The sequence below is a fragment of the Modestobacter sp. SYSU DS0904 genome, from assembly GCF_054051115.1.
Window position 1 is genome coordinate 36,061 of the sequence record NZ_JBJHAQ010000025.1, and the last position, 20,793, is coordinate 56,853.

The 20,793-nt window shown below is 75.3% G+C and carries 17 protein-coding genes; 7 read left to right on the top strand and 10 right to left on the bottom strand.

Translation table 11 applies throughout. The annotated features are described in order from the left end of the window. Nucleotides 1–61 precede the first annotated feature (61 nt). The 4 genes from ACI79U_RS15410 to ACI79U_RS15425 form a co-directional block, all read right to left on the bottom strand. Nucleotides 62–658 carry a TMEM165/GDT1 family protein gene (locus ACI79U_RS15410; protein ID WP_457070226.1) on the bottom strand — a complete coding sequence of 199 codons (597 nt, stop codon included), beginning with the start codon at nt 656–658 and terminating at the stop codon, nt 62–64. Nucleotides 659–828: 170 nt separating this feature from the next. After that, nucleotides 829–2,028 (bottom strand): nickel pincer cofactor biosynthesis protein LarC, encoded by a 1,200-nt coding sequence (larC, locus tag ACI79U_RS15415; RefSeq protein ID WP_457070228.1) that lies wholly within the window; start codon nt 2,026–2,028, stop codon nt 829–831. Nucleotides 2,029–2,068: 40 nt separating this feature from the next. Further along, nucleotides 2,069–4,876, bottom strand: a complete 2,808-nt coding sequence (locus ACI79U_RS15420) for a diguanylate cyclase domain-containing protein (RefSeq protein WP_457070230.1) — start codon at nt 4,874–4,876, stop codon at nt 2,069–2,071. Further along, nucleotides 4,873–6,687 (bottom strand): GGDEF domain-containing protein, encoded by a 1,815-nt coding sequence (locus ACI79U_RS15425; protein WP_457070232.1) that lies wholly within the window; start codon nt 6,685–6,687, stop codon nt 4,873–4,875. Before ACI79U_RS15425 ends, ACI79U_RS15420 begins: the two co-directional genes overlap by 4 nt. Nucleotides 6,688–6,800: 113 nt before the next feature. Here ACI79U_RS15425 and pheA point away from each other — a divergent pair, with 113 nt between their 5' ends. Further along, nucleotides 6,801–7,757: a prephenate dehydratase gene (gene pheA / locus ACI79U_RS15430; RefSeq protein ID WP_457070234.1), complete on the top strand. Its 957-nt coding sequence runs from the start codon at nt 6,801–6,803 to the stop codon at nt 7,755–7,757. 256 nt (nt 7,758–8,013) lie between these two features. Here the strand turns inward: pheA and ACI79U_RS15435 are convergent, their stop codons facing one another. Genes ACI79U_RS15435 through ACI79U_RS15445 form a run of 3 tightly spaced genes read right to left on the bottom strand, consistent with a single transcriptional unit; the run spans nt 8,014 to nt 10,154 of the window. Beyond that, the gene (locus ACI79U_RS15435) at nt 8,014–8,352 is read right to left on the bottom strand and encodes a GroES family chaperonin (protein ID WP_457070236.1); all 339 of its coding nucleotides are present in this window, start codon (nt 8,350–8,352) and stop codon (nt 8,014–8,016) included. A gap of 24 nt (nt 8,353–8,376) precedes the next feature. Further along, nucleotides 8,377–8,724, bottom strand: coding sequence for a metallopeptidase family protein (locus ACI79U_RS15440; protein WP_457070238.1), 348 nt, complete (start codon nt 8,722–8,724; stop codon nt 8,377–8,379). Continuing rightward, nucleotides 8,721–10,154, bottom strand: coding sequence for a GuaB1 family IMP dehydrogenase-related protein (locus tag ACI79U_RS15445; protein WP_457070240.1), 1,434 nt, complete (start codon nt 10,152–10,154; stop codon nt 8,721–8,723). The genes ACI79U_RS15440 and ACI79U_RS15445 overlap by 4 nt, the downstream gene beginning before the upstream one ends. 60 nt (nt 10,155–10,214) lie before the next feature. Here ACI79U_RS15445 and serS point away from each other — a divergent pair, with 60 nt between their 5' ends. From serS to ACI79U_RS15470, 5 genes are all read left to right on the top strand, one after another. Beyond that, nucleotides 10,215–11,531, top strand: coding sequence for a serine--tRNA ligase (serS, locus tag ACI79U_RS15450; protein WP_457070242.1), 1,317 nt, complete (start codon nt 10,215–10,217; stop codon nt 11,529–11,531). After that, nucleotides 11,528–12,481, top strand: coding sequence for an HAD family hydrolase (locus ACI79U_RS15455; RefSeq protein WP_457070244.1), 954 nt, complete (start codon nt 11,528–11,530; stop codon nt 12,479–12,481). Before serS ends, ACI79U_RS15455 begins: the two co-directional genes overlap by 4 nt. Beyond that, a complete protein-coding gene (locus ACI79U_RS15460; RefSeq protein WP_457070246.1) occupies nt 12,474–13,280 on the top strand; it encodes an HAD family hydrolase in 807 nt (268 codons plus the stop codon). Before ACI79U_RS15455 ends, ACI79U_RS15460 begins: the two co-directional genes overlap by 8 nt. Nucleotides 13,281–13,435: 155 nt before the next feature. Further along, nucleotides 13,436–15,067, top strand: coding sequence for a methyl-accepting chemotaxis protein (locus tag ACI79U_RS15465; protein ID WP_457070248.1), 1,632 nt, complete (start codon nt 13,436–13,438; stop codon nt 15,065–15,067). Nucleotides 15,068–15,244: 177 nt separating this feature from the next. Further along, the gene (locus tag ACI79U_RS15470) at nt 15,245–16,873 is read left to right on the top strand and encodes a methyl-accepting chemotaxis protein (RefSeq protein ID WP_457070250.1); all 1,629 of its coding nucleotides are present in this window, start codon (nt 15,245–15,247) and stop codon (nt 16,871–16,873) included. Between the two features lie 173 nt (nt 16,874–17,046). Here ACI79U_RS15470 and ACI79U_RS15475 read toward each other — a convergent pair whose 3' ends face one another. Beyond that, complete coding sequence (locus ACI79U_RS15475; protein WP_457070252.1) at nt 17,047–17,589, bottom strand: bacterial proteasome activator family protein; 543 nt, start codon at nt 17,587–17,589, stop codon at nt 17,047–17,049. Nucleotides 17,590–17,677: 88 nt separating this feature from the next. Here ACI79U_RS15475 and ACI79U_RS15480 point away from each other — a divergent pair, with 88 nt between their 5' ends. After that, nucleotides 17,678–18,895, top strand: coding sequence for a cysteine desulfurase-like protein (locus ACI79U_RS15480; protein ID WP_457070254.1), 1,218 nt, complete (start codon nt 17,678–17,680; stop codon nt 18,893–18,895). A gap of 57 nt (nt 18,896–18,952) precedes the next feature. On the opposite strand, the gene ACI79U_RS15485 is transcribed toward ACI79U_RS15480, so the two are convergent. Both ACI79U_RS15485 and ACI79U_RS15490 read right to left on the bottom strand, forming a co-directional pair. After that, complete coding sequence (locus tag ACI79U_RS15485; RefSeq protein WP_457070256.1) at nt 18,953–19,948, bottom strand: NAD(P)H-quinone oxidoreductase; 996 nt, start codon at nt 19,946–19,948, stop codon at nt 18,953–18,955. A gap of 28 nt (nt 19,949–19,976) precedes the next feature. Next, entirely contained in the window at nt 19,977–20,675 is a 699-nt protein-coding gene (locus tag ACI79U_RS15490; protein ID WP_457070258.1) for an alpha/beta hydrolase, read from the bottom strand. Nucleotides 20,676–20,793 lie beyond the last annotated feature (118 nt).

A 20,793-nucleotide genomic window follows, 5' to 3' on the forward strand; every position in this document is an offset into this window, starting at 1 on the left:
CCGTCACAGCAGGAGTCGGCAGCCCCCACCGGGGACTTGAGCGCCGGGTGACCCCAGAGGGTCAGCCGGTCAGGGTGCGCACGGTCTCGACCACCGCGACGACGGCGAAGACGGCGAACAGCACCGCGGCGACCCGGCGGATCATCGCCACCGGCAGCCGGTCGGCGAGCTTCCGGCCGAGGAAGGCGGCCAGCCCGGAGACGACGAGCAACGCGGCCCAGGCACCGAGGAACACCGAGATCGGCTCGTCGTACCGGGCGGCGAGGCCGGCGGTGGCCAGCTGCGAGAGGTCGCCCCACTCGGCGGCGAACAGCACGCCGAAGGAGATCGCCGCGGCACGCAGGAACGAGGTCTGCTCCCGGGCCGCGGCGTCGTCGGCGTCCTCGGGCCCCTCGTTCGCGCTGCGCCACAGCAGCACCGCGCCGACCACGAACAGGACGGCGACGACGGCGCTGACCAGGGCCTCGGGCAGCAGCGACAGCAGCGACCCGGCGGTGACGGCGATCGCCACCTGCAGGCCGAACGCCGTGCCGACGCCGACGAACACCGGCAGGGCGGGGAACCGGGTGGCCAGCACCAGGGTGGCGAACAACGTCTTGTCGGGCAGCTCGACCGGGAGGACCAGGACGAACGCGGCCAGGACGACCGAGGGGACCACAGTGCTCTCTTCCGCTCAGCGCCGCCGGGCGGGGATGCGGGGCAGCCCTCGACCGGCGACGCACCATCAGGTGGCCGCGAGGCCGAAGGTCTCGCCCACCCGCGCTCAGGAGCACGGGCCCGCTGACCGGGCGCGCGAGCGCGCCAGCATGTCGACCAGCGGTCGGGGGGCTACTCCCCTTCTCGGCCCAGGACCCTAGCCGATGCCCCGGGGTGGGCGGCGTGCGCGGCCGCCGTGGCGACCCGCAGCACCTCCTTGACCGGCAGCCCGGTGCGGCGGGCCAGGGCGGCGACGTCCTCGAACTCGACGCTCACGTTGAGCACCTGGCCGTCGAGGCCGGCGACCTTCACCCCGACCCGGCCGCCCAGCACCTCCACGCTGCCGGGCACCCGCTGCAGCACCACCTTGCGCACCGGCTGCACCCGCAGGCCGATGGTGGAGGTCGCGGCGAAGACCACTGCCTGCGCGGCGGCGACCGCGGCGGGCCGGCACAGCACCGACAGGGTGTGCGCGGGGAGGCCCTTCTTCATCAGGATCGGCGTGAGCCAGGCGTCCGACGCCCCGGCGGCGAGCAGGTCGGCCAGCACCCCGGGCCACAGTCGTGGGTCCAGGTCGTCGACGTTGGTCTCCAGCAGCAGCCCGCCCGGCTCGGGGTCCTGCGGCGGCTCGGTCGGCTCGCCCAGCACCAGCCGGACGATGTTGGGCAGCTCGACCGGGTCACGGCCACCGGCGCCGCTGCCCACCCGGGTCACCCGCATCGGCGGCAGCGTCGTCCAGCGGTGCACCCGGGCGGCCACCAGCGCCGCGCCCGTCGGGGTGCACGCCTCCGCCGGCACGGGGCCGGCGTGTACGGGCACGCCGGCGAGCAGCTCGAGGACGGCGGGCCCGGGCACCGGGACGACGCCGTGCGCGCCCCTGGCCGAGCCGCTGCCCAGCGCGACCGGGGACGCGGTGAGCTCGGTCAGCCCCAGGTGCTCGAACCCGGCGACCACCCCGACGACGTCGGCGAGCGCGTCCAGCGCCCCGACCTCGTGGAAGTGGACGCCGTCCGGCGCGATCCGGTGCACCCGTCCCTCGGCGACCGCGAGCCGCTCGAAGACCGCCAGGGCGCCCTCGCGCACCGGGTCGGGCAGCGCGGCGCCGGCCAGCAGGGTGCGGACGTCGGCCCAGGTGCGGTGCACGTCGCTCGGCGGGGCGTGCACGTGCACCCGGGTGGCGCCCAGCCCGTGCCGGGTGACGGGCTCCTCGGTGAGGGTCACCGCCTCGACCGGCAGCGCGGACACCGCCGCGGAGAGCACCTCCAGCGGCACCCCGGCATCGACCAGCGCGCCGAGCAGCATGTCCCCGCTCGCGCCTGCGGACAGGTCCAACCAGCCGATGCTCACGCCCGATCAGACCCGACCCCGGTGGTCAGCGCGAGGCGGTGCGGCGGGCGATGCGGGCGGCGAAGACGCCGGCGGACCAGCCGTTGTCGATGTTGCTCACCACGACGCCGGGCGCCGCGGAGTTCAGCATGGTCAGCAGCGCGCTGAACCCGCCGAAGGTGTTGGCCTGCCCGGCCGAGGTGGGGACGGCGACCACCGGCACCTCGGTGAGGCCGCTGACCACGCTGGCCAGCGCCGCGTCCAGGCCGGCGACGACCACCAGGCAGTCGACGTCGTCCAGCAGCGAGGGGTCGGCCAGCAGCGGGCGGATCCGGCTGCCGCCGACGTCCTCGACCCGGACCACCTCGGTGCCGGTGACCCGGGCGACGAACGCCGCCTCGGCGGCGATCGGGGCGTCGCCGCTGCTGGCGCACAGCACGGCGACCCGGCCGACCGCCTCCGGCACCGGGCCGACGGCGGCGGCCATCGCCACACCGTCCATCGTGGTGTACGCGTCGTGCTCGCTGGCCAGCGCGACGAGCGTCTCGGCGCCGGCCCGCACCACCACGGCCGGGTGGTCGGGGTGCTCGCGGCGGGCCTCCCGGACCATCGCCAGCACCTGCTCGGTGCTGCGCCCGGTGGCCCAGATGACGTCCGGCCCGGACGGGGTGAGCACCGCGCGGGCGGCCGCCGGCGGCGGGGTGGGCGCCGGGGCGGGCTCGGGGGTGGCCGGTGGCTCGGTGTGCGGCCGCCGGGCGGCCGGGGCCGCGCCGAAGAGCTCGTCCAGCGGGCTGCGTGGGCGGGCCGGCTGCACCGGCGGCTCCCGCAGCAGCGACGCGAAGCCGTCGAGGTCGTGCTCCGGCTGGTCGTCGGTCGGGCGGTCGGCCAGCGGGGAGGTGCTCACGTCGCCGACGATAAGGGCGACGTCGGCTGAACCCGGGACCTCGCCGGAGGCCGTGCCGGGCGCCGTCACACCGGCCACATCGGCCCCGTCGGCCCGGGTCTGGGTCACCCCGGACAGCCGCACGACGCGGTCGCGGCCGGCCCGCTTGGCGTCGTAGAGGACGCCGTCGGCGGCGGCGAACAGGGTGCGCCGGTCGTCGCCGCGGACGGCCTGGGCGATGCCCACGCTGATCCGCACCGGCACCTCGACGCCGAGCGCCGACCAGTCATGGGTGGCGATCGAGCGGCGGATCCGCTCCATCGCCCGTTCCGCCTGCTCGGCGGTGGTCTCCGGCAGCAGGATGACGAACTCGTCGCCGGCCCAGCGGCACACCTCGTCGGTGTCCCGGCAGCCGTCGACCAGCAGCTGGCCGACCGCCCGCAGCACCGCGTCGCCCCCGGGGTGTCCGGCGGCGTCGTTGATCGCCTTGAACCGGTCGATGTCGACCACGGCGAGGGCGGGGGCGGCACCGGAGGTGAGCAGCCCGTCGAGCCGGGCCTCGGCGTACCGGCGGTTGGGCAGGTGGGTCAGCGGGTCCTCGTAGGCCTGCCGGCGCAGCTGCCCGGCGGCCCGCTCGGTCTCCAGCAGGCTCTTCCGCCGGCCGAACAGCTCCACCCAGCGGGTGCGCCGCTCGTCGACCCGGTCCAGCTCGTCGGCCAGGTAGGCCTGCAGGTAGGGCAGCGCGCGGGCGGCGTCGTCCAGGTCGGCGTGCAGCGTGCACAGCTCGCGCAGCGCCGCCCGGCGCAGCCTGGCCAGCCCGTGCTCGGTGGCCACGGTCAGCGCGGCGGCCAGGTGGTCGTCGGCGCGGCGCAGCTCGCCGGACCGGCGCAGCGCCCGGCCCACGCCCAGCTGCGCCGAGGCCAGCAGCGACCGGTCGCCGGCCTGCTCGGCGGCGGTGACGACGGCGCCCAGCAGCGGCAGCGCGGCGGTGTGCTCACCCAGCCCGACCAGCGCCCAGCCGTGCACGACCTGGGCGTCCAGCACGGCGGGGGCGTCGGCGGGGAGCTCCTCCAGGGCGCGCTCGGCCAGCCGACGGGCCTCGGCGAAGGAGGCGTGCGCGGCCGCCGGGCTGCCGTCCTCGAGCACCCCCTCGCCGACCTCAGCGCACAGCGCGGCGAGCCGCGTGGCGGCCTCGCCCACCAGCCCCCGGGCCAGGTCGCCGTCCTCGGCGGTGGCCGCCGCGGCAGCGGCGGTCTCCGCGGCCCGGCGCTGGTAGTCCAGCGCCAGCGGCATCAGCTCCAGGTCGGCGAGCACCCCGGCCAGCGCGCTGAGCGTGTGCACCAGGAGCGGGCCGGGCGGCAGCGCCGGGTCCAGCAGGCTGGCCGCCTCCACCGCCTCGTCCATCGCGGCGTCGACCCGCCGGGAGAGCAGCTCGATCCGCGCGTGCCGGACCAGCCCGGCGGCCCGCTGCAGGCCGTCGTCCTGGGCGTCGAACGCGGCGCGCGCCGAGCGGACCAGCGCGATCGCCTGCGCGGCCCGCTCGGCGGACTCCGACCGCGTCTCCCGGTCGACCGGCTCGTCGTCGGCGGCAGCAGTGCCGTGCAGGTCCAGCGGCGGCTCCTGCTCGGGTCCGCCGTCGGCGAGCGGCTCGCCCAGCAGCGACCAGCCCGCCAACCGCAGCCGGCGGACCAGCAGCTCCGCGCGCAGCGTGTCGGCCCAGGCCCGGGCCAGCGAGATCCGCGTGGCACCCCGCTCGTCGCCCGGCGCGGCGGGCAGCTCGCCCTCGGCCTCGCCCAGCAGCGCCTCGGCCTGGTCGAGCTCCCAGTTGGCCAACGCGGAGCTGACCCGCTGGTGCAGGAGTCCGGGCGGCACGAGGGCACTCTGCACGCCGGCCCCGGGCGTGTCACGCACCGGGGTGTCGGCCCGGCGCGCGGTGTCGTCGTCCCGGGCGTCGCTCACGTGCAGCGTCACGACAGCACCTCGCCGTCCTCGAACGCCCAGCCCGGCCGGCGCGGCGCGCTGCCGAGCACCTGGGACACCAGGTCGTCGACCGAGGCGCCGGCAGCGGAACGGGCCGGTGCGGCCGGCAGCTGGTCGCTGCCGGGGGCGCGCACCCGGTTGCGGCCGCCACGCTTGGCGGCGAAGAGGTTGAGGTCGGCGCAGTCGAACAGGTCCTGCCACGACCGGGAGCCGGCGACGCCGGGCGCATCGGTGCTGGCGACGCCGATGCTCACCGTCAGCGGCGCCGGGACGTCCAGCGCGGCCCAGTCGGCCTCGGCGACGGCGGCGCGCAGCCGCTCCATGGCGACCACCGCCTGCGCCTCGCCGGTGTCCGGCAGCAGCACCACGAACTCGTCGCCGGCCCAGCGGAACACCTCGTCCCCGGTGCGGCTGTGCTCCTCCAGCAGCGCGGCGACCGTGCGCAGCACCGCGTCGCCGTGCTGGTGGGAGTACTCGTCGTTGAACGACTTGAACCCGTCGACGTCGACCACCGCCAGCGACACCGGCTCCCGGCCGTCGCGCAGCTCGGCCATCCGCCGCTCGGCGCTGCGCCGGTTGCCGAGCCCGGTGAGGATGTCCTCCATCGCGTGCCGGCGCAGCACCGCGGTCTGCCGCTCGGCCTCCCGCAGCCGGCTGCGCCGGACGAACATCTCCGCCCACAGCTCCCGGCTGCGCAGGTGCGCCCGGCTGGTCTCGGAGCGGTAGGCCTCCAGCCAGTGCAGCGCCTCGCCGGTGAGCCCCAGGGCCGCGGTCGCCTGGCCCAGCTCCAGCAGGCACTGGCGGTAGCGGCGGCGGTCCCCAGCCGCGGCGAAGGCGCCGGTGGCCGAGACGAGCAGCTGCAGCGACTCCTCGCCCAGTGGCGAGGGCGGGGCGGTGCCGGTGGGGGCGTCCCGGGCGGCGGCCTCCCGGGCGCACAGCCGGGCCAGCAGGCGGGCCAGCGCCAGGGTGCCGTAGCCGGCCGGCCAGGGGCCGGCGTCGCCGGCGGTGAGGTGGCGCTGGACGCGCCGCAGCGGGGCGAGCGCGGAGTCCAGGTCGCCGGTGAGCGTCAGCGCCCAGGCCTGGACCACGTCGAGCAGGTCGACGTCCGCGTCGCCCGGCTCCCAGGCGAGCTCGCGGGCGGTGGTGGCGTAGTGCAGCGCGGTCTCGGCCAGCTGCCGGGACCGGGCGAGGTCGCCCCGCCGGTGCACCGTCTGGGCCAGCTCGGCGTGCTGCTGGGCGCACAGCCGCAGCAGCTGCCACCGGTCGCCCAGGTCGGGCAGCTGCTCGGCCACGCGGACGCCGCGCCGGGCCTGGCTGACGGCGAGCTCCTCCAGGTCCAGCCGGGTGAGCGCGAGCGAGAGCCAGTGGTGCGCCTGGTGCAGAGCGCGGGGAGGGGGGCCGCCGCCGGGCGCCCCGGCCTGCTCACCGAGCTGGTCGGCCAGCAGGCTCGCGTCGACGGCCAGGTGCAGGGCGGCGTCGTACCGGTCGGCGGTCACCTCGACGTGCGCCAGGTAGGCCAGGGTCAGCGCCCGCTCGGCCGACGCGGGACAGAGCTCGAGCGCGGCGCGGGCGGCGGCGACGGCGTCGGCCGCAGCGTCGGTGTCGCCGGCCAGCAGCTGGGCGCGGGCGGTGAACGCGTGCGACCAGGCGCTCCACGCGGGCTGCCGGGTGGCGGTCAGCACGACGGCGGCCCGGTCCAGCTCCGCGGTGAAGGCGCGGGCGTCCTCGGCGCTGCTGGCCGCCAGGAGACGCCAGCGGACCGTCTCGAGCATCGGCTCGAGCGTCTCGGGCGCCGCGGTCACGTGCACCTCCTGTCCACTGTTCGGGGACGTGTCGAGCACGTACCCGGCCGGTGACGAGGCAGCTCCCCCCGCGCCGGGACCTGGATCCGGTGCGGCCGCACTACCCTCACCGGATGTCGCGCGCAGACTTCCGCACAGCACCGACGAGGTTCGCCTATCTGGGGCCCGAGGGTACCTTCGCCGAGGCCGCCCTCGCCGTGCTGACCTCCGGTGCCGACGTCGCCGCCCACCCCGCGGCCAGCGTCGGCGTCGCGCTCGCCGCGGTGCGCGCCGACGAGTGCGACGCCGCCCTGGTGCCGCTGGAGAACTCGGTCGAGGGGTCGGTGCCGGCCACCATGGACGGGCTGGTCGACGGCCCGCCGCTGGTGATCACCCGCGAGGTGTTCCTGCCGGTCGCCTTCGTGCTCGCCGTGCGCCCGGGCACCGACGCCGGGGCGGTGCGGTCGGTGGCCAGCCACCCGCACGCCCTCGCCCAGTGCCGGGCCCGGGTCGCCGAGCTGGTGCCGGGGGCCGACGTCGTCCCGTCCGGCTCGACCGCCGACGCCGCCCGCCGGGTCGCCGACGGTGAGCACGACGCCGCGGTCTGCGCGGCGATCGCCGCCGAGCGGTACGGGCTGGAGGCGCTGGCCACCGACATCGCCGACCACCCCGGCGCGGTCACCCGGTTCGTGCAGGTCCAGCGGCCGGGGCCGTTGCCGGCGCCCACCGGGGCGGACAAGACGACGGTCACCGCGGTGGTGGCCGACCGCACCGGCGCGCTGCTGGACCTGCTGGCCGAGTTCGCCGTGCGGGGGATCAGCCTGACCCGGATCGAGTCGCGCCCCACCCGTGAGCGGCTGGGCGTCTACTCCTTCTCCATCGACTGCGAGGGGCACGTCGCCGACCACCGGGTGGGCGATGCGCTGGCCGCGCTGCACCGGATGGCCGAGGAGGTCTGGTTCCTGGGGTCGTACCCGCGGGCGGACGCGCAGCCGGGCAAGCCGGTGGAGGCGCGGGTCGGCGACGAGGCGTTCGTCGCGGCGGAGGAGTGGCTGGCCCGGGTGCGCGCCGGGACCGCCGGGCAGGGCTGAACCGCCGACCCGGATCCACGCACCGACCACCACGGTGACCCAGTGTGCTCGCTTCGGGACACGCTGCACACCCCCGGGTATCGGACCGTTCCGTCCCGACCGGGGTCGTGGCACGGAATCCGACGGGCGGTCGGCGACCCCACCTTCCCCCTCGCCGAGGCGCGGTCGGGCGCTGGAGCTGCTGACGGGCGGCCACCCCGGCGGCAAGCCGGCGCTGGTGCCGTGAGCGACGACCTCCCCGCGGGAGACGCGTGCCTCAGAGGTAGAGGCCGGTGTTCTCCTCGATCCGGGCGGCCGCGACGGCGTGCACGTCGCGCTCGCGCAGGATGATCAGGTCCTCGCCGTGCACCTCGACCTCGTGCTGGTCCTCGGGGGAGAACAGCACCTGGTCGCCGACCTTGATCTGCCGCACGTTGGGGCCGATGCCCTTGGCCTCGCCCCACACCAGCCGCTTGGCGACCTGGGCGGTGGCCGGGATCAGGATGCCGCCGGTCGAGCGGCGATCGCCGTCCTCCTTGCGGAGGGCGACCAGCAGCCGGCCGTGCAGCATCTGGATCGGCAGGCGGGGAGCGGTGCGGTCGGGGTCCTCGGGCACGGCGACCAACGCTACCCGCGCCGCTCACCCCCAGCCGAGGGCGTGCAGGCGCTCCTCCTCGATGCCGAAGTGGTGCGCGATCTCGTGCACGACGGTGATCGTGACCTCCTCGACGACCTGCTCCTCGTCCTCGCAGACGTCGCAGATCGCCACCCGGTAGATCATGATCCGGTCCGGCAGCGCCCCGCCGTAGTCCCAGCCCCGCTCGGTCAGCGCGTAGCCCTCGTAGATGCCGAGCAGGTCCGGCTCCTCGGGGTTCCGGTCCTCCACCAGCACGACGACGTTGTCCAGCAGCGCCATCAGCTCGGCCGGCACCTGGTCCAGCGCGTCGGCGACCAGCTCCTCGAACCGGTCGAGCGGCAGCGGCCTCACCAGCTGGTGGGCTGCGGGCGGCCCTCCTCGTAGCCGGCCGCGCTCTGCACCCCCAGTACCGCCCGCTCGTGCAGCTCGTCGACGGTGCGCGCACCCGCGTAGGTGGCCGAGGAACGGACGCCGGCCACGATCTGGTCGATGAGGTCCTCCACGCCGGGGCGGGCCGGGTCCAGGTACATCCGGGAGGAGCTGATGCCCTCCTCGAACAGCCCGGCGCGGGCCCGGTCGAAGCCGCTCTGGGTGGCGGTGCGGGCCTTGACCGCCCGCGCCGACGCCATGCCGAAGCTCTCCTTGTAGCGGCGGCCGGCGCCGTCGTCGTACAGGTCGCCGGCGCTCTCGTAGGTGCCGGCGAACCAGGAGCCGATCATCACGTTCGCCGCACCCGCGGCCAGCGCCAGCGCGATGTCACGCGGGTGGCGCACGCCGCCGTCGGCCCAGACGTGCTTGCCCAGCGCCCGCGCCGCGGCGGCGCACTCCTCGACGGCCGAGAACTGCGGCCGGCCGACGCCGGTCATCATCCGGGTGGTGCACATGGCGCCGGGCCCGACGCCGACCTTGACCACGTCGGCCCCGGCCTCGACGAGCTCCCGGGTGCCCTCCGGCGTCACCACGTTGCCGGCGACCACCGGGGTCGTCCCGGCGACCGCACGGACGGCGCGCACCGCCTCGATCGCCTTCTCCTGGTGGCCGTGGGCGGTGTCGACGACGAGCACGTCCACGCCGTGCGCCAGCAACGCCTCGGCCTTGCCCGCGACGTCGCCGTTGATGCCCACGGCGGCGGCGGTGAGCAGCCGCCCCGCGGCGTCGACCGCGGGGGTGTAGATGGCCGAGCGCAGCGCGCCCTTGCGGGTGATCAGGCCGACGAGCTGGTCGCCGTCGACGACCGGGGCGGCGCTGACCCGCTCGGCGGAGAGCACGTCGAAGATCTTGGGCAGGTCGGTGCCGGCGGGGATGGTCAGCGGCTCGGGGGTCATCACCTCCGACAGCTGGGTGAACCGGTCGACGCCCTGGCAGGCGCCGTCGGTGACGACCCCGACCGGGCGGCCGCCGGCGACCACCACCACGACGCCGTGCGCCCGTTTGCCCAGCAGCGACAGCGCCTCGGCGACCGTGGACGTCGGGCGGAGGGTGATCGGGGTGTCGTACACGGTGTGCCGGGCCTTGACCCAGGAGACGACCTCGCCGACGACGTCGATCGGGATGTCCTGCGGCAGCACCGCCAGCCCGCCGCGGCGGGCCACGGTCTCGGCCATCCGCCGGCCGGAGATCGCCGTCATGTTGGCGACGACGATCGGGACGGTGGTGCCGACCCGGTCGGGAGTGGTCAGGTCGACCTCGAGGCGGGAGCCGACCGTGGAGTGCGCCGGCACCATGAACACGTCGCTGTAGGTGAGGTCGTGGTCCGGGCGGCGGTCGCCGAGGAAGCGCATGACCCCATGGTCCCGCAACTGGGCGGTGGCGCCACGACCGGCGCACCTACGATCAGCGGTGTGATCGACCTGCGACTCGTGCGTGAGGACCCCGAGCGGGTCAAGGCCAGCCAGCGCGCCCGGGGCGCCGACGACTCCCTCGTCGACCGGCTGCTCGCCGCCGACGCCGACCGCCGGGCCGCGGTGAAGGCCGCCGACGACCTGCGCGGGGAGCAGAAGGCGGCCTCCCAGGCGGTCAAGAAGGCGAGCCCGGAGGAGCGTCCCGCCGTCCTGGAGCGGGCGAAGGCGCTAGCCGCGCAGGTGAAGGAGGCCGAGGAGGCCGAGCGCACCGCGGATGCGGCGCTGCACGCGCTGCACCTGCGGATCCCCAACCTGGTGCACCCCGACGTCCCGCCCGGCGGCGAGGACGACGCGGTGGAGATCCGGACCGTCGGGGACGTGCCCGCCTACGACTTCGAGGTGAAGGACCACCTGCAGATCGGTGAGGCCCTGGGCGCCATCGACATGGAGCGCGGCGCGAAGGTCTCCGGCGCCCGCTTCTACTTCCTGACCGGCCCGGGCGCGCTGCTGGAGTTCGCGCTCGCCCAGCTGGCCATCACCCGTGCCGTCGCCGCCGGCTTCATCCCGGTCGTCGCCCCCGCGCTGGTCAAGCCCGAGGCGATGGAGGGCACCGGCTTCCTCGGCGAGCACGACGAGGAGGTCTACCGGGTCGAGCGCGACGACCTGTACCTGGTCGGCACCTCCGAGGTCGCCATCGCCGGGATGCACGCGCGGGAGGTGCTCGACCTCTCGGCCGGCCCGCGGCGGTACGCCGGGTGGTCGTCCTGCTTCCGCCGGGAGGCCGGCTCCTACGGCAAGGACACCCGCGGCATCATCCGGGTGCACTGGTTCGACAAGGTCGAGATGTTCAGCTTCTGCGCGCCCGAGGAGGCCGCCGCCGAGCACCGCCGGCTGCTGCAGTGGGAGGAGGAGTTCCTCCAGGCCCTGGAGCTGCCGTACCGGGTGGTCGACATCGCCGCCGGTGACCTGGGCACCAGCGCCGCCCGCAAGTTCGACATCGAGGCGTGGTTCCCCAGCCAGGGCACCTACCGGGAGCTGACCAGCACCTCCGACTGCACCACGTTCCAGGCCCGCCGGCTGCAGATCCGGCACCGGGACGCCGACGGGAAGCCGCAGCCCGCGGCGACGCTGAACGGCACCCTGTGCGCCATCGCCCGCACCATCGCCTGCCTGCTCGAGGTGCACCAGCGGGCCGACGGCTCGGTGCACGTGCCGGCGGCGCTGCGCCCGTGGCTGGGTGGCCACGAGGTGCTCACCCCCGGCATGGCGCTGGCCCCGGTCACGTCCGGCCCGGTCACCCCCGGCCCCGCCGCATGAGCGGTGGCCGGCCGGACGGCGGCGGGCTGACCGCGCCGGCGGCGGCCGTGGCCGCCGGGGAGACCGTCGACCTCGGTGACCTGGGGGCGCGGCTGGGCTCCTGGCGCCCCCGGCTGGTGGTCAGCGACCTGGACGGCACCCTGCTCGGTGCCCACGGCGAGGTCAGCCCGCGGACCGCGGCGGCGATCGCCGCGTGCCGGGCCGCCGGACTCCCGGTGGTGGGCGCCACCGGTCGCGGACCGCGGCTGCTGGAGAGCGTCCGCGCCGCCCTCGCCGGGCAGGGGATCGCCGTCCTCGCCCAGGGTGGCTACGTCGTCCGGTTCGGCTCCGACGGCGCACCCGACGAGGTGCTGCGCACGGTCGGCATGCCCCGCGAGGTGGCCACCGAGGTGATCGCCGCGATCGAGGGCGCCGCCGGCGAGCTGATCGTGGCGGTGGAGGACGCCGCCGAGCAGGCCGAGGCGATGCGCCCGCTGCGGGTGCAGCACGGCTTCGACTGGCCCTACCCCGAGCCCGCCCACCTGCTGCCACGGCACCAGGTGCTGCCGGTCGGTGCGGTGCTCAAGGTGTTCCTGCGCTCCCCGCACCTGGGGGAGGACGAGCTGGTGGAGCTGGCCCGCGGCGTCGTCGACCCGTCGGTCGCCGAGCTCACCCACGCGGGCCTGGGCTTCATCGAGGTGCTGCCGCCCGGGGTGACCAAGGCGACCGGGCTGGAGGTCGTGCTCCACGCGCTGGGCCTGGGCTTCGGCGACGTCCTCGTCTTCGGCGACATGCCCAACGACCTGCCGATGATCGAGGCCGTGCAGGCCGGCGGTGGCCGGGCCGTCGCCGTCGCCAACGCCCACCCGCGGGTCCGGGCCGCCGCCGGTGACCGGACCAGCGGTCACGAGGCCGACGGGGTGGCGCAGTACCTGGAGACCCTGCTGGAGCTGGGGGTGACCGGTGGCTGACCGGCCGAGGCTGATCGTCAGCGACCTGGACGGCACGCTGCTGCGCAGTGACGAGACGATCAGCGACGCGACGCTGGCCGAGCTGCGCTGGTGGGACGCCGAGGGCGTGCCGCTGGTGCTGGCCACCGGGCGGCCGCCGCGCTGGATGCTCGGCGTGCGCGCGCGGCTGGGCGGGGGCATGGCCATCTGCTGCAACGGCGCCGTGCTGCTGGACCTCACCGACTTCACCGTGCTGGAGGAGCACCCGGTGCAGCCCGAGGTGCTGCGGGTGATCACCGGGCAGCTCCGCGCACGCCAGCCGGACACCTGGTTCGCCGTCGAGTACGGCGACCAGTTCCGGCACGAGCCGGTCTACCGACCGCGCTGGGACAAGGACGCGCCCGGTGTCGAGGTGGCCACCCTGGACGAGATGGTCGCCCAGCCGGTGGCCAAGCTGCTGGCCCGGCACGAGCGCCTCTCCCGCGACGAGTTCGTCGCGCTGGTGGCCGAGATCGTGGGCGACACCGCCACGGTCACCACCTCCTCCTCCGACGCGATGGCCGAGATCTCGGCGGCCGGGGTGACCAAGGCGACCGGTCTGGCCCGGCTCGCTGCCGAGCGGGGCGTGGCACCGGCCGACGTCGTCTACTTCGGCGACATGCCCAACGACATCGCCGCCTTCGAGTGGGTCCGGGCCGGCGGCGGACGGGCGGTGGCCATGGCCCATGCGCACCCCGACGTCCTCGCCGTCGCCACCGACGTGACCGTCGCCAACGACGCGGACGGGGTCGCGGCCTTCCTCGCCACGCTCCGGAGCTGACACCGAGGTCCGCCCCCGGTCGTGGGAACGAGGTCCCCCGAACTACTGAACTCTCTCGTTTCGTATAGCCGCTGTGCTCCAGGGCTCGTGGTCCGTTGCCGATGTGCGAGCCAACGGGACGCGAGGGTGCGTCCATCCGCAGCAGGAGGCGCGCCATGAACGACGTCCGGGCCCACCAGGCCACGCCCACCGACCCGGACCGACGTCCGGGTCTCGTCCAGCGCACCGGCCTGCGCGCCCGGCTGCTCGCCGCGTTCCTCCTGGTCGCCCTGGTGACGCTGGCCGTGGGTGCGATCGGCGTGAGCCGCATGAGCGCGCTGAGCCACCAGGCCGAGGCCGTCTACGAGGAGGGCGCCGTCCCGCTGCGCGACGTCCTGCTGCTGCGCTCGACCTACTGGGAGATGCAGGCGGCGATCTCCCGCGGCATGAGCCCCGGGCTCCCGCCGGACCTCGTGGCCGGTCTCCAGGAGCAGACCGTCGCCATCCGCGAGACGCTCGACGGGCTGCGGGCCGACCTGGACGAGGTCGCCCTCGGCGCCGCCGCCGAGGCCGCCTTCCAGGACTTCCAGGCCGCCATCCAGCTGTACGACGACGCCAGCGCCCAGATGGCCGAGATCGGTGCCGCCGGTGGCGACTCGCTCTCGGTGCTGCCGACGCTGATCCAGGCCGAGGAGAACGCCGTCGCCGCCCTCAACCAGGCCACCGACGCGCAGATCGTGGCCACCGAGGCCACCGTGCAGGAGGCGCGCGACGCCTATGCCAGCGCACGCAACCTGACCATCGCCGGCGTGGCGATCGGCCTGGCCGTCTCCGTCGCGCTCGCCGTCCTGATCGGGCGCAGCGTCACCGGCCCGGTCCAGCGCATCCGGGAGACCCTCGAGCAGGTCGCCGCCGGCGACCTCCGGGTGCGCGCCGGGAACGTCGGCGGTGCCGAGCTGGGCGAGGTCGCCCGTTCGCTGGACCAGACCCTGGACTCCCTCGGTGGCGTGCTCACCCTGGTGAGCGACTCGGCTCGTCGGTTGGGTGCGGCGTCGCAGCAGCTGACCGTGGGTGCGGAGGCGATGTCGGCGAACGCGCGGACGGCGGCGGGTCAGGCCGATGTGGTGGTCGCGAATGCCGGTGAGGTGGCCTCGAGTGTGGACACGGTGTCGACGGGGTCGCAGCAGATGGAGGCGGCGATCCGGGAGATCAGTCAGAACGCGAGTGAGGCCTCGCGGGTGGCGAACCAGGCGGTGGGCGTGGCGGAGACGACGACGCGCACGGTGGGGAAGCTGGGTGACTCCTCGCAGGAGATCGGGAACGTGGTGAAGACGATCACCTCGATCGCGGAGCAGACGAACCTGCTGGCGTTGAACGCGACGATCGAGGCGGCGCGTGCGGGTGAGGCGGGCAAGGGGTTCGCGGTGGTGGCGAACGAGGTGAAGGAGCTGGCGCAGGAGACGGCGCGGGCGACGGAGGACATCGCGCGTCGGGTGGAGGCGATCCAGGCCGACACCGCTGGTGCGGTGGATGCGATCGGGCAGATCAGTTCGGTGATCGGGGAGATCAACGACTTCCAGGCGACGATCGCGGCGGCGGTGGAGGAGCAGACGGCGACGACGAACGAGATGAACCGCAACGTGATCGAGGCGGCGTCGTCGTCGCAGTCCATCGCGTCGGCGATCTCGGGTCTGGCCGCGGGTACGGCGGAGACCAACCAGCGGGTGGAGGAGGCGCAGCGTTCGGCGGAGGAGCTGTCCCGGATGAGCGACGAGCTGCAGGCCGCCGTCAACCGGTTCACCGTGTAGTCACACGTCCGCGTCGCTGAGCAGGGCCTGCCGGGAGCACCCGGCAGGCCCTGCTGTCTTCTGCGTTCCGGACGGCGGAAGAGTGCCGGGTTTGGCTCAAGGGTGCCGCCATGGGACCGATCCCAGGGGAACCAGATCGTCCGCAGCACCGCCGGAGCCATCACGAGGGAGAGACCCATGGACGTCGACAACCGAAGCGCCGCCGAGACGGAGGACGCCGGACCGCTCGCGGTGTTCGGCCGGGTGGGGCTGCGCGGCCGGCTGCTCGCCGCCATCCTCGTCGTCGCCCTGGCGACCCTCACCGTGGGCGTCCTCGGCATCCAGCGGATGAGCACGCTGAGCCACCAGGCCCAGGACGTCTACGACCGCGGCACCGTCCCGCTGGAGCAGCTCGACGGCCTCGAGTCGCTGTGGTGGGAGCAGCAGGCCTACTCGGCCCGCTCGGCGATGGAGAACCTCCCCGACGAGGTCCTCGCGCAGAACGCCGAGGCGGCCACCGAGGCCCAGGGGCGGCTCGCCGAGGCGCTCGAGGCGGTCGACACCGGTGCGCTGGCCGCGTCGGTGCGGGGGCCGCTCGAGCAGTTCCGGGAGGCCGCGATGGGCTTCTTCGACAACCAGGCGCAGATCCTGGAGAACGTCGGCAACCTCGAGCTGATCATGGCGATCGTCCCCCAGCAGCAGGAGCTGGAGGTCACCGCCATCGAGGCGATCACCACCGCGACCGCCGCGCAGAGCGCCGTCGCGTCGGCCACCGCGCAGGAGGCCGAGAGCGCCTACGTCGCCGCCCGCACGCTGACGATCGTCGTGATCGTCGCCGGCATTGTGCTCTCGGTGCTGCTGTCGCTGCTGCTCGTCCGTTCGATCACCCGTCCCGTGCAGCGGGTGCGCGAGGTGCTCGACCGGGTCGCCGAGGGTGACCTGAGCGTGCGCGCCGGGGAGACCGGCGGTGCGGAGATCGGCGAGGTCGCCGCCTCGCTCGACCGCACGCTGGACTCCCTGGGCGGCGTGCTGCGGCTGGTCGACGACTCGGCCGGGCAGCTGGCCGCCGCCTCCCAGCAGCTGAACGCCAGCGCCGGCGCGATGGCGGAGAACGCCCGCACCTCGGCCGGTCAGGCCGATGTCGTGGTGGCCTCGGCCGGTGAGGTGGCCGCCAGCGTGGACACCGTCTCCACCGGCTCGCACCAGATGGAGTCGGCGATCCGGGAGATCAGCCAGAACGCCAGCGAGGCCAGCCGGGTCGCCAACGAGGCGGTCGGGGTCGCCGAGGAGACCAACCGGATGGTCGGCAAGCTGGGCGACTCGTCGCAGGAGATCGCGGCGGTGGTCAAGCTGATCAACGGCATCGCCGAGCAGACCAACCTGCTCGCGCTCAACGCCACCATCGAGGCCGCGCGCGCCGGCGAGTCGGGCAAGGGCTTCGCCGTCGTGGCCAGCGAGGTGAAGGAGCTCGCGCAGGAGACCGCGCGGGCGACGGAGGACATCCACCAGCGGGTCGAGGCGATCCAGGCCGACACCGCCGGCGCGGTCTCCGCGATCGGGGAGATCAGCTCGGTGATCGGTCAGATCAACGACTTCCAGGCCACCATCGCCGCGGCGGTGGAGGAGCAGACGGCGACGACGAACGAGATGAACCGCAACGTCGGTGCGGCGGCCAGCAGCTCGCAGAGCATCGCCTCGGCGATCAGCGGGCTGGCCGCGGGTACGGCGGAGACCAACCAGCGGGTCGAGGAGACCCAGCGGTCGGCCGCGGAGCTCTCCCGGATGAGCGACGAGCTCCAGGCCGCCGTCCGCCGCTTCACGCTCTGAGGGGACGCGCGCGGGAGCACGCTCAACGGAACCGGTTGAGGTCAACGCACGCACGCGCGAGCGTGCTCAGTGATCCGGTCGCGGAGGCCGGAGGCCTCCCGGCCGGATCACTGGCAACGGCTCAACGCGAGCCGGGCACGGCTCCTGGCCGCGGTGGAGGCCGGTAGGCCGACTCAGAGATATTGCCCGCCACCGTGCCGCGGTTCGGGACCGGTCTGCCCGCCGGCGCCGCCGGGCAGCGCCTTGCGGCGCATCTCCTCCAGCTGCGACCGTGCGGCCATCTGCTGGGCGAACAGCGCGGTCTGGATGCCGTGGAAGACGCCCTCCAGCCAGCCGACCAGCTGGGCCTGGGCGATCCGCAGCTCGGCATCGGACGGGGTCTCGCCCTCGGTGAAGGGCAGGGTGATCCGCTCCAGCTCCTCCCGCAGCTCGGGCGCGAGGCCCTGCTCGAGCTCGCGGATGGAGGAGGCGTGGATGTCGCGGAGCCGGTTGCGGCTGGCGTCGTCCAGGGGCGCGGCCCGGACCTCCTCCAGCAGCTGCTTGATCATCGTGCCGATCCGCATGACCTTGGCCGGCTGCTCGACGAGGTCGCCGACGCCCGGGGCGCCGTCCTCGGCGCCGTCCTGCGGCATCGGCATCCCGCCGACCGGCCGGCCGTCGGGACCCACGACGAGGACCTGCTGCGGGTGGGGCTCACCGGTGCCAGGAGCAGTCATGCCCCCATCCTGCCCCGCGTCCGGGAGCGGCGCGGCCGGGGCCGCCCGAGGCGACCGTTGCCACCTGCGCACGAACTAGGCTCGCGTCATGTCATCGGGTGCCGGGCGGCTGGACGTCGCCCGGGTCCGGGGACTCTTCCCGGGGCTGTCCGACGGCTTCGTGCACGCCGACGGGCCGGGCGGAACGCTGGTGCCGGAGAGCGTGGTCCGCGCGGTCTCCCAGGCGATGCGGGTGCCGATCGCCAACCGGGGCGGGGTGTTCCCCTCCTCGGCGCGCGCCGAGCAGCTGGTCTCCGGGGCGCGGTCGGCCGTCGCCGACCTGGTGGGCGGCGTGCCGGCCGGGGTGGTGCTGGGCCCGAACCTCACCACGCTGACCTACGCGGTGGCCCGGGCGCTGGCCAAGCACTGGCGGGCCGGGGACGAGATCGTGGTGAGCCGGCTCGACCACGACGCCAACGTCCGGCCGTGGCTGCAGGTGGCCGACCGGCTCGGGCTGGTGGTGCGCTGGGCCGAGGTCGACATCGAGACCGGGGAGCTGCCGGACTGGCAGTACGACGAGCTGCTGACCGACCGCACCCGCCTGGTGGCGATCACCGCGGCCAGCAACGCCATCGGCACCTGCCCGGACGTCGCCGCGATCACCCGCCGCGCGCACCAGGTGGGCGCACTGGTCTTCGTCGACGCGGCGCACGCGGCGCCGCACCTGTTGCTGGACATGGAGCAGCTGGGCGCGGACTTCCTCGCGGTGTCGGCCTACAAGTGGTGCGGCCCGCACGTGGGCGCCGTCGTCGCCGATCCCGGGCTGTGGGAGGAGCTGTGGCCGGACAAGCTGCTGCCGGCGTCGGACCGGGTGCCGGAGCGGTTCGAGCCGGGCACCCCGCCGTTCGAGCTGTACGCAGGGGTCGCGGCCGCCGTCGACCACCTCGCCGCGCTGTGCCCGGAGGCGACCGGGACGCGGCGCCAGCGGCTGGCCACCGCGATGGCCGCCGTCGGCCGGTACGAGGGCGAGTTGTTCGACCGGCTGGACACCGCGCTGCGGCGGATGGCACACGTGCACGTGCTGGGGGAGCCGTGGCCGCGCACCCCGACGCTGTCGTTCACCGTCGCCGGGATGCGCCCGCGGCAGGTGGCCGGTGAGCTGGCCCGCCGCGGCGTCTGCGCCTGGGACGGCGACTTCTTCGCCCGCGAGCTGTTCGACGCGATCGGCGTCAACGAGGCCGGGGGCGCCGTCCGGCTGGGGCTGATGCACTACAACACGGCCGAGGAGGTCGAGCGGCTCGTCGAGTGCATCGACGACCTCCGCTGAACCAGGCACAGGAAGCTCCGCACCCGGTTTTCCGCCGGGAACCGGGTGCAGAGCTTCCTATGCCTGGTCGGGGAGCAGCAGGACCTTGCCGATGTGCGTGCTCTCCTCCAGCAGGGCGTGCGCCTCGGCGGCGCGGGACATCGGCAGCCGCCGGTCGATGACCGGGCGGACCACGCCCCGCTCGACGTCGGGCCACACGTCGTGCCGGACCGCCGCGACGATCTCCGCCTTCCCGCCGGGGCCGGTCGCCGGCCGGGAGCGCAGGGCGGTCGCGTGCACGCTGGCCCGCTTGGCGAGCAGCCGGCTGAGGTCCAGCTCGGCCTTCCGGCCGCCCTGCATGCCGATGACCACCAGCCGGCCGCCGTCGGCGAGGACGTCGACGTTGCGGGCCAGGTAGGCGGCGCCCATGTTGTCCAGGACGACGTCGGCCCCGTGCCCGTCGGTCTCGGCACGCACCCGCTCGACGAAGTCCTCGTCCCGGTAGTTGACCACGATGTCCGCGCCCAGCTCCCGGCAGACGGCGAGCTTCTGCTCGCTGCCGGCGGTGGTGGCCACCCGGGCACCGGCGCGCACGGCCAGCTGGATCGCCATCGTGCCGATGCCGCTGGACCCGCCGTGCACCAGGAACACGTCGCCGGCCCGCAGCCCGGCGAGCAGGAACACGTTGGACCACACGGTGCAGGCGACCTCCGGCAGCGCCGCCGCACTGGCCAGCTCGACGCCCGCGGGCCGGGGCAGCAGCTGCCCCGCGGGGACGGCGACCCGCTCGGCGTAGCCACCCCCGGCCAGCAGCGCGCACACCTCGTCGCCGACCGACCAGCCCTCGACGCCGTCCCCGACCTCGCTGATGACGCCGCTGCACTCCAGCCCGAGCACCTCGCTGGCGCCCCGCGGGGGCGGGTAGAACCCCTGCCGCTGCATCAGGTCGGCCCGGTTGACCGCGGTCGCGACGACGTCGACGACCACCTCACCCGGCCCGCACACCGGGTCGGGCACCTCTCCCCAGCCGAGCACCTCGGGACCGCCGGGCTCGCTGATCGTCACCGCACGCATGCCCCGACCCTAGGGCCGGACCGGGTGCTCAGCCGATCAGCGCGGCCCGCTGCTCGTCGACCAGCTCGGCCAGCGCCTGCGGTGCGCTGCGGCACAACCGCGGGAAGCTCAGGTAGCCGTGCGGCATGCGGGCGTAGCGGGTGACCCGGACCGGGACGCCGGCGGCCTGCAACCGCGCGGCGTAGCGGAGCCCGTCGTCGCGCAGCGGGTCGTGCTCGGCCACCTGGACCAGGGCCGGGGGCAGGCCCGTGAGGTCGTCGGCGAGCAGCGGTGAGGCGTAGGGCTGCTGCGGGTCCTGCCCGTCGAGGTAGTGCGCCCGGAAGGCGAGCATGTCGGCCTTGGTCAGGATCGGGGCGGAGGCGTTCTCCTCGATCGACGGGCTGGCCATCGTGAGGTCGGTGGCGGGGTAGAGCAGCCCCTGGTGGGCGATGCCCGGCCCCGACCGGTCCCGGGCCATCAGGCCGACCACGGCGGCGAGGTTCCCGCCCGCGCTGTCGCCCATCACGGCCACCCGTTCCGGGTCGGCACCGAACTCGGCGGCCCGGGCGACGACGTCGACCAGCGCGGCGTAGCAGTCCTCGGCTGCGGCGGGGAAGCGGTGGCCCGGGGCGAGCCGGTAGTCGACGGAGACCACCACCGCGTCCAGGCCGACGGCGACGGAGCTGCACAGCCAGTCGGCGGTGTCCAGCGAGCCGAGCACCCACCCGCCGCCGTGGTAGTTGACCACCAGCGGCCGGGGGGGGGGGGGGGGGGGGGGGGGGGGGGGGGGGGGGGGGGGGGGGGGGGGGGGGGGGGGGGGGGGGGGGGGGCGGGGCGGCGGGTGGGGGGGGGGGGGGGGCGCCCGG

Excerpts from the sequence above, each read along its gene's own strand:
- pheA (WP_457070234.1), top strand. The coding sequence starts at position 6,801 with ATGTCGCGCGCAGACTTCCGCACAGCACCGACGAGGTTCGCCTATCTG.
- ACI79U_RS15445 (WP_457070240.1), bottom strand. The coding sequence starts at position 10,154 with ATGCGCTTCCTCGGCGACCGCCGCCCGGACCACGACCTCACCTACAGC.
- ACI79U_RS15455 (WP_457070244.1), top strand. The coding sequence starts at position 11,528 with ATGAGCGGTGGCCGGCCGGACGGCGGCGGGCTGACCGCGCCGGCGGCG.
- ACI79U_RS15465 (WP_457070248.1), top strand. The coding sequence starts at position 13,436 with ATGAACGACGTCCGGGCCCACCAGGCCACGCCCACCGACCCGGACCGA.
- ACI79U_RS15470 (WP_457070250.1), top strand. The coding sequence starts at position 15,245 with ATGGACGTCGACAACCGAAGCGCCGCCGAGACGGAGGACGCCGGACCG.
- ACI79U_RS15475 (WP_457070252.1), bottom strand. The coding sequence starts at position 17,589 with ATGACTGCTCCTGGCACCGGTGAGCCCCACCCGCAGCAGGTCCTCGTC.
- ACI79U_RS15480 (WP_457070254.1), top strand. The coding sequence starts at position 17,678 with ATGTCATCGGGTGCCGGGCGGCTGGACGTCGCCCGGGTCCGGGGACTC.
- ACI79U_RS15485 (WP_457070256.1), bottom strand. The coding sequence starts at position 19,948 with ATGCGTGCGGTGACGATCAGCGAGCCCGGCGGTCCCGAGGTGCTCGGC.